This is a genomic window from Streptomyces sp. NPDC060049 (genome assembly GCF_042736715.1).
GTDB lineage: Bacteria > Actinomycetota > Actinomycetes > Streptomycetales > Streptomycetaceae > Streptomyces.
The window spans coordinates 78,818-93,296 of sequence record NZ_JBHWVV010000016.1 but is presented as its reverse complement, the minus strand read 5'-3'; the positions used below and the strand labels follow the sequence as shown (position 1 = coordinate 93,296).

At 75.7% G+C, this 14,479-nt stretch carries 8 protein-coding genes; 1 reads left to right on the top strand and 7 read right to left on the bottom strand.

What is annotated here, in order from left to right; all coding sequences use genetic code 11:
• Positions 1-149 precede the first annotated feature (149 nt).
• The 7 genes from ACFWBY_RS27340 to ACFWBY_RS27310 all read right to left on the bottom strand — a co-directional run bounded on the left by ACFWBY_RS27340 (position 150) and on the right by ACFWBY_RS27310 (position 13,851).
• Positions 150-1,904, bottom strand: a complete 1,755-nt coding sequence (locus ACFWBY_RS27340; RefSeq protein ID WP_385334488.1) for a hypothetical protein — start codon at positions 1,902-1,904, stop codon at positions 150-152.
• Complete coding sequence (locus tag ACFWBY_RS27335; protein ID WP_385334486.1) at positions 1,901-5,695, bottom strand: DUF5682 family protein; 3,795 nt, start codon at positions 5,693-5,695, stop codon at positions 1,901-1,903. The genes ACFWBY_RS27340 and ACFWBY_RS27335 overlap by 4 nt, the downstream gene beginning before the upstream one ends.
• Positions 5,696-5,699: 4 nt before the next feature.
• Positions 5,700-6,890 carry an AAA family ATPase gene (locus ACFWBY_RS27330; protein ID WP_385334484.1) on the bottom strand — a complete coding sequence of 397 codons (1,191 nt, stop codon included), beginning with the start codon at positions 6,888-6,890 and terminating at the stop codon, positions 5,700-5,702.
• A complete protein-coding gene (locus tag ACFWBY_RS27325; RefSeq protein WP_385334482.1) occupies positions 6,887-11,869 on the bottom strand; it encodes a hypothetical protein in 4,983 nt (1,660 codons plus the stop codon). Before ACFWBY_RS27325 ends, ACFWBY_RS27330 begins: the two co-directional genes overlap by 4 nt.
• A complete protein-coding gene (locus ACFWBY_RS27320) occupies positions 11,866-12,720 on the bottom strand; it encodes a DUF4132 domain-containing protein (protein WP_385334481.1) in 855 nt (284 codons plus the stop codon). The genes ACFWBY_RS27325 and ACFWBY_RS27320 overlap by 4 nt, the downstream gene beginning before the upstream one ends.
• A 340-nt stretch (positions 12,721-13,060) precedes the next feature.
• Positions 13,061-13,297 (bottom strand): hypothetical protein, encoded by a 237-nt coding sequence (locus ACFWBY_RS27315; RefSeq protein ID WP_385334479.1) that lies wholly within the window; start codon positions 13,295-13,297, stop codon positions 13,061-13,063.
• Positions 13,294-13,851: a hypothetical protein gene (locus tag ACFWBY_RS27310; RefSeq protein WP_385334653.1), complete on the bottom strand. Its 558-nt coding sequence runs from the start codon at positions 13,849-13,851 to the stop codon at positions 13,294-13,296. Before ACFWBY_RS27310 ends, ACFWBY_RS27315 begins: the two co-directional genes overlap by 4 nt.
• Before the next feature lie 374 nt (positions 13,852-14,225).
• On the opposite strand from ACFWBY_RS27310, the gene ACFWBY_RS27305 reads away from it, so the two are divergent.
• A complete protein-coding gene (locus ACFWBY_RS27305) occupies positions 14,226-14,387 on the top strand; it encodes a hydrophobic protein (RefSeq protein ID WP_385334477.1) in 162 nt (53 codons plus the stop codon).
• The last annotated feature ends 92 nt before the right edge of the window (positions 14,388-14,479 follow it).

The following is a 14,479-nucleotide window of genomic DNA, read 5'->3' as shown; positions in this document are numbered from 1 at the left end:
GATGGGCGCCCGGCTTTCGCAGCGAGACCACGGCGTCACCGTCGACCCCGGCACCGGTGACTACCCCGTCGCATGCGTACGCCAGGACCGCGAGGCGCACCTCCGCGGTTGACGCCCGGCGCCGGACGCCACCGTCGCCGTCCCGGCCCTCACCGTTCCGGTTGCCATGCCGCCGCACACAGCGAGGTCTCTGCCGCCTCGGTGTACAGGGCCGCGCCCAGCCAGGCGCGGGCGAAGTCGGTCGGGTCGGCGGGGAGCAGGCGGCCGAAGGGGTCGCGGGCGCGCCGGGTGGCGGTGCGTTGCAGTTCGGCCAGGAGATCGGCGGCGGTGGGGAGGGCCGAGCGGCGCAGCTGCCCGGCGTCGGCAGGCAGCGATCCGGGGACGGCCAGGAAGGGGCGTCCGGCGGCGACGGCCTGTTCGAGGCGGCGGCGCAGGAGATGGAGGGGGGCCGGGTCCGCCCCCCGGCCGGTGGGGACCTGTGCGGGCGGCGGCGGGGCGGAGGGGAGGTCGGCACGTTGCAGCCGGTCCAGGCCCAGGTCGACGCGCCGGGCGGGATCCGCCGGATGGGCGGCCGCCAGGAGTTGGAGGCTGGGCCGGGAGTCGGGGAGGAGGCGGCCGACGACGCGCAGGCGCGTGCCGGGCAGGGCCGCCAGCATCCGGAGGTTGTCGCGGTACGCCAGCGCGGGATGGTCGTGGGCCGCGGTGAGGCGGAGCGTCAGGTCGTCGCACGTGGCGAGGAGGCAGTCGCCGCCGGTCTCGCGGGCGGGGCCCAGGATCGTCACGTCGAGGAAGAGCAGGTCGGCGCCCGGGGCCCGGGAGTGCAGGGCGCGCGCGACCTGTCCGGCGGCGGGCGGGGCCCACAGGGCGGCGAGGGGTTCGTCCGTCCAGGCCGCGCCCGCCGCCTGGACCGCCTTGACCCCGGCGCCCGCGCCGAGGCGGCCGGTGGGCGAGACGGTGGCCCCCGACAGGGCGAGCCCTGCCTGGGACAACTGGCGGTGGGTGAGCGCGGTGTCGCCCAGGCGTACGGTGCGCCCGGCGGCCGCCGTGGCTCGGCCGGGGCCGCCCGGGGCGATGTCCGAGACGGTGTAGAGGCGGCCGTCGGCGGCGGCGGTCCAGGTGACGGCGCCCGCGTAACCGCCGGCGGTGATCAGGGGTTCGGTGAACAGGCCGTACAGGCGCAGGGATCCGTCCGGTACGTAGGTCTGCCGGGCGGTGCCGCGCAGGGCGGCCAGTTCGGGGCCGGTGGCGTCGGGCAGCCGGTGGGCGGTGCCGAGCAGTTCGAGGACGGCTGCCGTGAGGTCGGCGAGGCGGTGGGCGGGGTCGGCGGAGCGGGCGGAGCGCAGCGCGGTGACGACGGAGACGGCGGCCGCGGCCGGGCGGGGCAGGCCGCCGAGCTTGGCGGTGTGGGCCGCCCGCAGCAGTTCGGACTGCAGGACGGCTCCGGCACCTTCGATGCCCGTGTCGAGCAGGGCGGCGCCCGCTGCCCACAGGTGGCCGGCCGCGGCACGCTGCTCGGGGGTGGCCGTGCTCTCTTCGGCCTCCGGCGGCTGAGGGGGTCCGGCGTCCTCGCCGGGGGACGGTTGCCCGGCGTCCGGGTCAAAGGACGGGGCGGCGGGGTCGGCCACCGGCGCGGCGGACGCGATCGCCGCCCGGTGCAGGCAGCCCGGGGCGAGCAGGCAGCCGCAGCGGATGGCGTCCGCCGTGGACACCACCCCGTCGGGGGCGTGGAGTTCCAGGCCGGTCTCGTCGTCGACCGCGATCCGTACGGTGTCGCCGTCGCGGATGACGGGCCGGTCGGCGATCTTGGTGATGGCGGCGTCGAGCCGCTTGCGCAGCCTGGGCGAGAGCGCGCCGACGATCTCGGCGGTCACGGCGGGCGCGACAGCGGGCAGGTGCTGGCTCATGCGATTTTCTCCCCTACCCAGCGGGCGAGTTCGAGCGGGCTGAGGGCGGCAACCGGCATCCCGGCGGCGACGAGCTGCCCTGCGACGCCGGTCGAGTACCGGGGGCGGCCGGCGTCGTCCAGGCTCGCGCAGCCGAGTACATGGCACCCGGTTCCGACGAGGGTGCGCACCTCGGAGAGGAGCCCGCCGACCGGACGGCCCTCCTCGAAGTCGCTGATCACGACGACCAGGGTGCGGGACGGCACGGTCACCAGGGTGCGGGCGTGGCGCAGCCCGGCGGCGATGTGGGTGCCGCCGCCGACCCGTACCTCCAGCAGCAGGGACAGCGGGTCGTGCACGTGGTCGGTGAGGTCGATGACCTCGGTGGAGAAGGCGAGGAAGTGGGTGGAGACAGTGGGCACCCCGGCCAGGACGGCGGCGGTGAGGGCCGACCAGATGGTGGAGGCCTCCATGGAGCCGGAGACGTCGGTGACCAGGACCAGCCGCCAGTCGGCGGCGCGCCGGGCGCGGGAGCGGAACACCGGGTGCTCGGGGATGACCTGGACGCTGCCGTCGGGGGCCCGGCGCGCGGTGGCGAGGTTGGCGCGCAGGGTGCGGGCCAGGTCGAGCTGTCCGCCGGGGCGTCGGCTCGGGCGGGGCAGCGTCATGCCGGTCAGGGCGGGGCGCAGCCGGGTGGCCAACTGCCGGGTGAGTTCGTCGACGAGTCGGCGGACCAGGGGGCGGAGTGCGCCGAGCCGGGCCTCGGGGAGGCCGCCCGCGTGCTGGAGGACCGTGCGCAGCAGGTCGACGGAGGGGCGGACGCCGGCGGGGTCGAGTTCGCCCAGGACGTCGCGGCGGCCGGACGCGGCGGCCGCGGCGAGGACCTCCTCGCGGATGCCGGGGCCGAACAGGGCGGACAGTTCCTCGGACCATTCGCGGACGCCGGGGTAGGGCGCCTGGCGGCCGCCGCGGTTGCCCGCGCCGAGATCGCTGCGGGAGCCCTCGCCGCTGCCGTTGCCGTACAGCTCGTCCAGCGCGGTGGCCAACGGTGCTGCCGATGGGGGCAGCTGGTCGGTGCGGCGGCCGAGCACCAGCCGCCAGCGGTCGGCGGGGGCCAGGACGCGGTCCCGCGCGGGTGCGGCCTTCCCGCCCGCTCCCCCGGATCCGGCGGGCACCGCCGGGAAGGCTGCCGACGGCAGGCCGGCCCGCTGCGCGGCCACGCGGTCGCCGGTGCCACCGGTCGCAGCGGCGTCCGGGGCCGATGGCCGGCCGGGGGCGTGCGGTGGCGTACCGGTCGGATCAGGGGTCGTGGGCTCCGCCTGGAGGGCTGGTGACGGTTCGCCGGGGCGGTAACCGCGGTCGTGCGGCGGCGTCGCGGACGGTCCGCAGACGTCGGGACCCGCCGGGAGGGCGGGGGGCAGCAGGCCCAGCCGGTCCAGGGTCTCGCGGGCGGCGAGGTCGGCGCGGGTCCACAGCGCCAGCGCGGCCGGGTCGATGCCGTCCGTGTCGGTGACCCGGCCCCCAGCGTCGCCGAGCCGGTCTTCCACCGCCGTGAGCAGCCGGTCGCGGGAGGCGGGGCTGAGGGTGTCGAAGCCGCCGCGCAGTGCGGGCAGGCGGTCCAGGAAGGCGGTGTCTCCGAGGTCGGTGACGCGGTCCAGCACCGGGTCGAGGACGGGCGCCATGGTCTCCAGGAGTGGGCCGGCCGCGGTGAGCAGGCCGGTGAGGCGGGCGGTCAGCGCGGTCCGGGTGGCGGCGTCGGTGGCCGCGTCCACCCAGGACGCGGTGCGGGTCCCGAAGGCATGGGCGTCCTCGTGGCCGAGCAGGACTCGGACGGCTCCGGCCGCGGCGGACATCAGCGGCGAGCCGTCGGCGGCCAGCCGGGTGAGGGCGTCGGTGAGCCGGATCCCGCCGAAGACGTCCGCGCGGTGGGCGAGTTCGAGCAGTGCTCGGGCGTCGTCGGGGTCGTCGGAGCCGGTGAGGCCGTCGACCTGGCGGACGGCGGCCGAGGTGAGCAGTTCGCCGACCGCCGCCGACCGCGCGGCGCGGGCCGGGTCCAGGCCGAGTCCGGCGACGTGGCCGGCTCGGATGCGGTCCAGCAGTTCGAGGGCGGCCAGCAGTTGGGGCAGCGTGCCGGTGGCCGGGACGCCCTCGCCCAGTTCGGTGAGGCGTTCGTCGGCCAGCGCGGGCAGTCCGCAGGCGGCGGCCTCCGCGAGGCCGTCGATGCTCTGGGCGGCGGTGGGCCCGCCGTCGTCCTGTTCGGCGCGGCGCCGTTCGCGCAGCAGGCCTTCGGCGGCCTGGGCCGGCGTGACGCCGCGGATTCCGGCGGCGGTGAGCATGGCGGCGGTGGCCGGGGTCCAGCGCACCTCCCACCGGGTGGTCACGGCCTCGCCGGCGCCCGCGCCCGTCACGGGCGTCGACGTGGCGTAGGGGATGCCGCAGACCGTCAGCCGGCGCAGCAGGAGTTCGCGGCGGCGGTCGAGGTCCGAGCGCAAGGGGTCGAGCCGCAGGTCGCGGGTGGCGGGGCCCGTGTCGGCGGGGCCGGGCAGGCCCAGGGCCGCGACCTCGTCCTCCACGGCCGGTGCCAGGCCGCTGCGCGGAGCGGCGGGCGCGGGCCGGCCGGAGCGGGTGCCTACCAGGACCCGTTCCAGCGACCGGGCGACGGCGCGCCCGCGGCCGAGCGGTTCGCCCTGGGCCAGTACGGTCTGCACGGCCTCGATGAGTTCGCCGCGGCCGGGCGCGGGCAGGCCGCGCAGCCGGGCGAGGTCGCCCGCCAGCCGGACGATCTCGCGGGCGTCCGCGGGCCCCGAGGGGTGGTCCTGCGCGCGCAGTTCGCCGCAGATCCGCACGGCCGTGGTGAGCAGTGCCTCGTCGATGGCGGCCGTACGGCCCGCCGCTTCCAGGACGAGGTGCTGCCATTCGGGGTCGCGGATGCCGGCCGGGTAGCCGGACCGCTCGTCCAGCAGCGGATAGGTGTACGGGATGAGGGAAACGGTCCAGGCCGGACCGCTGGGGAGCGCGTCCGCGGGCGGCACCGGGCCGGTCCCGGGGCCCAGCAGCGCCGGGGTGTGGAAGGCGCCCACGACCACGGCCGCCCGGCGCCCGGCGGCCGTGGCCTCGTCGATTCGGGCGCGCATCCAGCGCTCGCGGGCCAGGTCCGACTCGGCCACCGCCCCGGCCCGTTCGGCGTCGTGCCGCAGCGCCCAGCCCGTGAGCAGGGCGGCGCGGCGCAGCGCCTCGGGCGGGGAGCCGGGGGCGGCGGTCTCCACCAGGCGGTCCCACAGGTCCTCGCCGGGACGGCCGGTGAGGCGGGCGGTGAGCGCCTCGCGCAGCCCGGGCCCCTCGTGGGCCGCCCCGGCCGGGCGCCGGGGCTCGTGCCGGGCGGGGTCGGACAGCGGCAGGTCGCAGGCGATCACGGAGATGCCGTGGCGGGCGGCCCAGCGCAGGGCGACGAGTTCGGGGGAGAAATCGGCGAACGGGTAGAAGGCGGGCCCGCGCCCGTCCCCGCCGGAGGTGGCGGGGACGGCGGCCAGGGCGACGGGGGCCCGGGTGTCGGCGTGGGCGAGCCAGGGCAGCCACTCCTGCAGATCCGCGGGCAGCTCGACGAGCAGCACCTCGGGCCTCGCTGCGTCCAGCAGTTCCGGCATGACGGCGGCGATCGACGGCGCGTGGTGGCGGACGCCGATGAGGTACGGGGCGGTGGGGTCGGTCAGGGCCTCCACCGCCTCGTCCGGAGTCATGGCCGGGGCGGTGGCGTCGGCCGGGGGGATGGAGGCTTCCGCAGCGGTGGCGTCGGCCGGGGACGGAACGGTCATGGCGTCAGCTCTCCAGGGCCGGGCGCTGGTTCCACAGGGTGCGCCAGGTCGCCGAACCCTGCTCGGCGCGGCGGCGCACCGCGCCGTCCCAGTAGCCCAGTAGCCGCGCGGCGTCGGCCGGGTCGTCCTTGCGGACCACGCCCAGCAGGTGGCCGGGGAGCAGGGACAGCACGTCCCGGTCGCCCGGGAAGTACGCGGCGGCCAGGGCCAGCGAACCGGCCACGGACACCGCCTCCGCGGTGCTCATCACCGTGGACGGGCGCTCGACCTCCCAGCCTTCGGCCGACCGCCCGTCCCGCAGGTCGCGGAAGGCCGTCACGAGGGCTTCGAGGATCGCGTCGTCCACCTGGAAGGGGGCTCCGGCCCGGGTGACGGCCGCGTGGGCCTGGCGGCGTACCAGGGCGGTCTCGGCGTCCAGGTCGCCGATGGGGCCGACGGTCTCGAAGTTGAAGCGGCGCTTGAGGGCCGCGGACATCTCGGAGACGCCCTTGTCGCGGAGGTTGGCGGTCGCGATGAGGGTGAAGCCGGGTGCGGCGTGGGCGAGGGCGTCGGCGCTGCCGGCCAGTTCCGGGACGGCGATGCGCCGTTCGGACAGCAGCGAGACCAGGGCGTCCTGGACCTCGGGCAGGCAGCGGGTGATCTCCTCGACGCGGGCCACCGCGCCTCGGGTCATGGCGGTGAGGACTGGGGAGGGCACCAGGGCCTGCCGGGTGGGGCCCTGGGCCAGGAGCAGCGCGTAGTTCCAGCCGTACTTGAGCTGGTCCTCGGTGGTGCCCGCGGTGCCCTGCACCACCAGGCCGCTGGTGCCGCACACGGCGGCGGACAGCAGCTCGGAGAGCATCGACTTGGCGGTGCCGGGCTCGCCGACGAGCAGCAGCCCGCGTTCTCCGGCGAGGGTGACGACGCAGCGTTCCACCAGGGCGCGGTCGCCGACGAACTTCTGCTCGACGACCAGCTTGCGCGGGACGCCGTGGGGCGCCGCGGCGCCCTCGGGCAGCCGCAGGGCCTCGCCTCCGCTGCCCATCACGAAGGTGACGACGGCGCGCGGGCTCAGCAGCCAGGCGGGCGGGCGGGGGCCGTTGTCGTAGGCGGCGAGGAAGGCCAGTTCGGTGGCGTGGCGGTCCTCGGGCGGGCTGACCTGCCGGGCGGGCGGGGATGCGGACGGGGGTGCGGAAACGGTGGTGTCGGTGGTCATCGGCGGCGGCCCTTCCGGGTGGCACGGGTGGTGAGTTCTTCGAAGGCGGGGGCGTCGCCGTCCTTGACACGGCCCCATGCGCGGGCGAACAGGGCGGGCACCGGCAGGTGCGGCACGGCCCGGGTGTGGTCGCGGAGCGGGTAGAGGGGTTCCTTCCAGGTCTCCACCGGCAGGGCGGGGGCCTTGAAGTCGTGCCAGCCGCAGGGCAGGAACAGGGTCCGGCCCGCGCGGGACCGCTTGGCCTCCAGGATCAGGCCGGTGGCGGCCAGTTCGGTCCTCGCCTTCTTCGACCGGCCCGGCGTCCAGCCGGTCCACCGGGCGCGGTCGCGGTCGGTCGGGTCGGGCAGGGCGAGCAGTTGCAGGTAGAGCGCGGCCGCGTCGTCGCCCAGCCCGTGGGCCGCGGCCACCTCGGCGACCAGCTCCGGGACCGAGCGGGCCGGGTTTTGGGCGTAGCCGGTGAAGCCGCCGGGAACCGAACCGGCCAGGACGGCCTGTTCGAGGTCGTCGCCGAGCAGGGCCCGCACCGCCGCCAGGCAGTGGCCACGGCCCGGGCCGACCAGCCCTTCGAGCAGCCCGAAGACGGGATCGTCCGCGCCGGTGAGCCCGGCCGTACGCACCAACGCCATCTCGATGTCGCCGTACCAGGGGCGCAGCACGACGGCGTCCCCGAGGCGGGTGAGGCCGTCGGCTCCCGCCCCTCCCGTCGCGGGCATGCCGTACGCGGTGCGCAGCGGGACCGCGGTCGCGGTGCCCTTCTCCGTCCACTCCACGTTCAGGTCGAGGATGAGGCCGGGGTCGGCCAGGCGCCGGCGCAGCGCGGCGAGTCCGGCCGGCAGGTGGGCGCGCAGCGGATGGCCGTACGGCAGTCCGTAGGCGAGCCCGCTGAGCGCGGCCACCGCGCTCGTGAGGTGGCCGCGGCCGGGGACGGCGGCCGGGTCCTCCGCGACGAGGTCGCCGTCCTTGTCGAGCCCCATGACGGTGGTGCGGCTGAGCCACGCGGTGCGATCGGGGTTGAGGACGGCTTCCGCCGACGCCATGGAGACACCGGCCAGGACGTCTCCCAGGTCCTCCGGCAGCCGGACCAGCGATCCCAGGCGCTCCGCCCAGGTCTTGGCGGCCGCCGCGGTGTCGGGGCCGGTCTCCCACAGGTCGGCGGGGTCGGCGGGCAGCAGCGCGTCCAGCAGTGCCAGCCGGTTGGTGCCGCCGAGCGCACTCAGCCGGTCGTGGGCCCGTTCGGCCTGCCGGGCCTTGAGGCCCATCAGGGCCAGTGCGGCCGCGTGCGGTTCACCGGTGCCCGCCGCGACCAGCAGGGTCGCCTGTGCGGGCCCGATGCCGGTGGCGGCGTCGAGTGTGACGGGCGCTTCGGGCCGCCACGGCGCGGCGCCGCGCTCGCGGACGAGGCGTATCAGCGGGAGCAGGCGCTCGTGCGGGAGGGCGGGGGTGTACCGCTGGTCCTCGTGGTGGGTGAAGTCGGCGATCTGGCCGAACGCCCCTTCCGGGTCGTGGTCGAGGGCGAGCCAGTGGACGCGGTCGTCGCGGTGGGTGTGCTCCCGGCCGAGGATCACCACCGTGCGGTCGCCGCGGCGCAGCACTTGGCCGAGCCGCTGCTTCTTGCCGGCCTGGTCCTCGCTGTCCTCCTCGCACAGCAGGACCTGTCGCAGGGCGCCCGCGGGGTTGGCGAGCGGGCCGGTGGCGACCGCTTCCAGGAGGAGCAGCAGCGCCTCCCGGTGTTCGTCGGTGGTGGTGGGGGCGGCGGCGCGGTAGGCGAGGGGGCCCAGGGCGTCCAGGAACGGCAGCCAGGCCAGGTCGATGCCGGGGACGGTGCGGGTCTCGCTCGTCCAGCCGTCGCCGAGGGCCGGCAACGTGGTGGGGTCGGGCATCGGCTTGCCGTCGGCGGGCTTGCCGGACAGGACCTGGTTGACGGAGAGGATCTGTTGGAGTCCGCTCCACTTCGCCTCGTGCCCCCAGTAGCGGTATCCGCCCGGTGCGGCGATCCCGTCCACGGCGGCGGTCAGGGTGGTGTCGTCCCCGTGGACGGGCCGGTGGTCGGCGTACATCCCGTCGCCGTGCCGCTTCCCGCCGTGCGGCTCGTCCTGCGGGGGTGTGGCGTACGCGGCGGTGGCGGCGCGGTGGTGGGCGGCCGTCCGCACCAGTGCGCTCACGCCGGTGAGCAGCCGGGCGTCGGTCAGCGCGGGGAGCGCCGTGGCGACGGCGGCCTCGATGAGCTCGTCCGCGGTGGGGCCGTTGTACGACTTGTCGGCGGCGACCGCGGCCTTCCGCCCGGCCAGTGCCGTGTCGACGGCGTCGAGGAGGGTCGCGATCTGCGCGTCGGTGACCGCGCGCAGGGCGGCCGAGCCCCGTGCGTCGCGCGGGCGCAGGGCGTGCCAGAACGCGGGCGGCGGGACGTACCGGGTGCCGGCGGCGTACTCGCCGCCCCGGTCGCCGAGGGTGACCGATCCCAGCGCGTCGGTGGTGACGGCGCCCGCCGGATAGAGCTCGACGGTGCCGCCGACGATGGCGGCGAGGGGCGCGGCTCCGCCCGGCAGCCGCAGGGCGCCCAGCGGTACGGGGTGGTCCCGGCGGCCGGGCGCGACGGCCAGGGTGACGGTCCGCCCGTCGGGGGTCGCGGAGGTGACGCGGCGGTCGGGGTCCTGTCCCTCGGTGCGCACCCAGCGGCCCAGGACGGTGCCGTCGGTGCCCAGCGGCGTGGTCTCCAGGCCCGGGAGCAGCGGCAGGACCTCGCATTCCTCGGTCACGAGGCGGGCGCCGTCGCGGATTCCCGATTGCAGGAAGGCGGGCAGCGAAGCACGCCCGTGGGTGCCGCCCGCCGGGTCGTACTCGACCCAGCAGTGGTCGCGGCCCTGCTTGCCCTGGCGCCAGTGTCCGGTGCCGTCGCCCAGCACGGGGCGGGTGGACGGCAGGGTGGTGTCGCCCGCGTGCAGGGTGCGGCCGCCGGTGGCGCGGCCGCCGCCGGGCAGCGGCAGCGACGGGGAGCCGACCTCCTGCCCGTTCCACCACTGCGGCAGCTGCTCGCCGCCGAGGGTGAAGGGGTCGGCGGGGCGGGCCGACCAGTACGCGCGCTGCTTGCCGTCCTGCGCCCAGATGACCAGCAGTTCGCCGTCGGTGTACCGGAAGCGGGGGCGCCGCCAGTGGTCCAGGTCGGCGGGCAGGCGCAGGTCGTGTTCGAGCAGCACCCCTTCGGGGCCGACCACGACGGCCGTGTGGCGGTTGGCGAGGACCAGGGCGGGCCAGGCCTCGGCGACCACCATCCAGTGGTTCTGGTCGGTCCGGTCGGTGTCGAGGCGCCGGTAGGCCTCTTCCAGGGCGGGCCAGCCCAGTTCGTCCAGGACGCCGGCGCGCAGGGTGGCGCCGAGGACCGGCGCCGGGTCGTACGCGGCGATCTCGGCGACTGCCTCCGGGTTGACCGCTCCGGCGACCGCGCGGAAGGACGACAGGCGCCGGAGCGCCGCTCGCGAACCGGGCAGTCCTGCCGCCCCGGTGAGTTCCGCGGCGCGATCGCGCAGCCAGTCGTGGAGAACGGCGCCGAGCACCGGGTGGGCGGCGATCGCGGTGAGTACGGAGTCCTTCGAGCGATGGCCGTTCAGGCCGTTCAGCGCGTCGTACAGCAGTCCGCGGAAGCGGGGGCGGCCGGCGACGGCCGTCAGGTCGCGGCGGCCCGGGGTGTCGTCACCCATCCAGCGCTCCAGCGGGAGGTGGACGTTGGCACCGGCCGCCGGCTCGTTGACGGGGATGTCCCAGGCGACGCAGGCGTCGAGCAGGTCCAGGTCGGCGCCTGCGTGCCAGCGTCCCTGGAAGAGGTCGGCGGGGCGGCCGTCGGAGCGCAGCCGGGGGGCCATGCGCTCGACTAGGGCGAGGGTGCCCGCGCAGCGCTCCGAGCTGGACGAGCCGTGCTTGCGGTGCAGGGCCCAGCGGCTGAGCCAGTCCGCCGGGTCGACGCCGTCCGTGCTCCGCGTGTCGGTGAGCAGGGCGTCCGCGCCCGTCTCGGCGAGCAGCGACAGCCAGGCTTCGTCGGCTTTCCGGTCGTCGCCGAGGCCGGTCGGCATGATCTCCAGCAGGCGGGTGCGGATCTCCGGTCGTGCGGCGGCGAGCGCCACCAGGGTCGGGCGGTAGGCGGTCCAGAAGGACGCGGGGGCCCGGACGATGCTCGGTGAGGCGATCAGGTCGCCGACGAAGGCGCTCTCGGCGGTCTCCCTGTCCAGTCCCGCGGCCTTGATGAGCGCGCGGGCGTCCTGCGGCAGGGCGGCGTACGGCGCCATGCCCGCACCGCAGCGTTCGACGGCGAGCTGCCGGAACTGCGCCCAGGCCTCGGCCGGGTCGAGGCGGTGCGACAAATCCTGCGCGTGGTCCTTGAGCGCCTTGACGGTCAGGGCCCCGGCGAAGGCGAACTCCAGGAAGACCGCACGCTGCCGCTCCTCGTCGACCGGCAGGCCGTGGACGCGCTCGGCGGCGCGTGCCTTGCCGAAGAGAGTCGCGGCGTAGGTGCTGTTGTCGTGCTGGAGGAAGACGCGCGCGGCCTGCTCGTAGAACGTTGGCAGGAAGTGCGGTACGGCGCGACCGAGCCGGGTGGCGAGTGCCTCGAAGCCGTCCTTGGCGGCGCCGGCCCGGGACTTGGCCTGGCGGGCCAGCCGTTCCATGTCCTTGACCAGGGCCAGCGCGTGGTGTCCGTTGGCCGGATCGTTGACGAGGGCCCAGGCGGGGAAGCCCAGCGTCTCGCGGCGCACCTGCCCCACCTCGGGGGCGTCGGGCTCGCGGGCGAGTCCGAGGAAGTCCAGTGCCAGGTCCTCGGCCTCGCCCAGGGTGCCCGCCACCAGGCGCACCACGCGCCGGTCGTCCAAGGCCGGGTGGGTGTAGGTCCGGGCGGTGAGGCTGTCGGCGTCGTCGCGGGCGACGGTGCCGGCGCGCAGGATCGCCCCGGCGTCCAGCAGGGCCGCGGCCCGGGTGGTGTCGTCGGTGTTCATGCCGCCTGCTCCTCGTCCTCGATGTCGCGTCCCGCGTACAGGGCCGCCGCCATGCGCATGCCTTCCGACCAGGCGACCGGGCCGACCTGTCCGGCGGTCAGGGCCCGGCCGGCGGCGTCGGTCCAGGTCAGCGAGCCGGTCTCGGTCCGCTCGTAGCTGTCGTAGTCGCCGATCCAGATGCGCGCCTCGACCGTCGCACCGTCCTCGACGACCGGGCAGACCGCCTGGCCGCCGCGGGCCCGGTAGCCGAGCTGGGTGGTGCGCCCGTGCAGGAACCGCAGTTCCTTGAAGGCGCCGCCCGCGTAGTCGTCGACCGAGGCGGTCTCCGGGTCCAGGTCCGCCGGGCGGTGCCAGACCTCGCGGAAGAGCTGCTGCACCCGCTGGTCCACGGTGAGTTCGACCGCGAACTCGCGAAGTTCTTCCAGGTCCGCCAGCAGCACCGGGTGCGGGATGCGGACCAGTTCGGGGCTGATGCGCACCGTGTCGCCGTCGAGGTCGACGAGGCCGAGGCCCCGGACGGGGTCGGCGTCGCGCAGGAACCCCGCGACGTCGCCGTCCTCACCCGTGACGACGAGGTCGCGCAGCGCGGAGCGCCAGGCCGTGTCCTGCCACACCTGGGCGATCGCCGCGACGGGGACGGGCAGCGAGCGCACCATCCAGCGCTCCACGTCGGCGACGCACTGGCGTTCGTGCCGGTCCAGCCACTCCACCAGCTGACGCAGTCCGACCACGGCCGGGTCGTCCGCGAGTTTCCCCGGGACCGTCTTCAGCCGGCGACCCGCCGCGTTGCGGCAAACCACTTTCCCGTCGTCGAGGGCGACTTCGTAGTCGCCGGCCGGAACCCACCCCATGTGCTGTCTCCTCGGTCAGACGGCCTGGTCCGGGGCATGGCACGGCATGGCACACCCCCGGTCGCAGCGCCGCCGCGATCACGTTGGGGCGACTCTAGGGGCAGGCTCGGACAATGCTTCCGGCAGCACCACCGGGAGGGCGGACCACGCGTGCGGGGCCGGCGCCTGCCGACGCCGCGGCGCGGTCCTGCGCCCCGATCTTGCGTACGGCACCCAGGGAGCCGGAACGGACCTTCGCGACCCGTTGAGAGGCGAACGCACAGCGGGCGGCGGGCAGCCGCGCCCTGCAGGTAGCGAACTCGGTCTCGCGTTCAGTCCGCACGGGGACCCGTCGGCCCGCTTACCCGGCCGACTGGCCGGCGGGGTCGACTTCGATGGTGAGCACCTGGTCCGTGCCGGTCAGGGTCAACGGGCGGGCGAGCTGGCGGGGCAGGGGTCCCAGCAACCGCAGGTCGCACTTCTGGCAGAGGGTCAGGGTGCCCGTGACCGCGCCGATGACCGCCTCGGTGGTGTCCCGTCTTCGGATCTTGGACCAGCCGCGATATCCGGGCAGGTGGCGCTGGTTCATGCTCTTCACGACCAGGCCTTCGACGCCGGATACGTCGGTCCACGACTCCAGCCACTCCCGCGCCTTCGCCACGTCCGTGGTCTGCGGGCACAGTGTCCACGGGGCGTCAGGGCTTGGGCCGCGAACAGCACCTCGAGGCGTCGGCGGCGCTCCCTGTAGGCCAGGGCGAGCAGCTCGACGCCGTCAGCCATCAGGACATGGAACGCCACGAAGTGGGCCGGCCACCGGGCCGCCAGCCCGGGAGCGGTACGCCTGCGGGCGGCGGCCCGCCGCTGCAACCCCGCGAAGCTGAGCTGCCCGGCCTCGGCGTCCCACACCAGCAGCTCCCCATCGAGGACCAGACCGACGGGCAGCTGCTCGGCAGCCGCGACCAAATCCGGGAACCGGTCCTGGACCAGCGACCCGCGGCGGGTCTGCAACAGCACCCGACCGCCCGCCTCGGCAGGGGTGAACAGCAACGCCCTGCGGCCGTCCTCGAACTTCTGCTCAAAAGCAAGATCACGCAGAGTCGGCACCGACTCCACAGCCTGCGCCAGCATCGGCTCAACCGGCGGTCTCAGCATCACCCGCAGGCCTCCCTCGTCATCTCTCCTTCCAGGGTCCGACCGGACAGAACCGGCCCGGTGCACGCGGAGAGGCCATCCGTCCGAGGGGCCGCCGGGGCCGTCAGGAGCGCCGAACGGCCCGTATGCGGCACGGTGACAGCCATGCGCCGCTGGTCCCTGCCCCTGCTCCTCGCTAGTCGCGCAGCGTCCCCGGCTTGTACTGCCCGAGCCACGCGTGCCGTGGTCTTTGCGGCGAGGGCGCCGTGAGGGTCCAGTTGTTCCTCTGCGGGAAATTCATTCCTTCTGCCCGGCCCGTCGAGTAGGAAACACCTAAAGCCAGAGTGCGTGATTCCGACGGGGTCGGGCAAGAGTGGTTTTGGAGGTTGATAACTATGGTTCCCCTGCTTCTCGTTCTTCTACTGATTCTGGTCCTCGCCGGTGCGGGTTTCGCCCTCAAGATTCTCTGGTGGGTCGCAATCGCGGTCCTGGTGCTGTGGCTGATCGGTTTCGTCGCCCGCCCGAAGGGTGGCAGTGGCCGCTGGTACCGCTGGTAGAAGCCAAGAAAGATGCAGTTCAGGCAGTGTGGCGGGGGGGCGCCCCCCCCCCCCACCGGGGGGGGGGGCCCCCCCCACCCCCGGGTGACGGA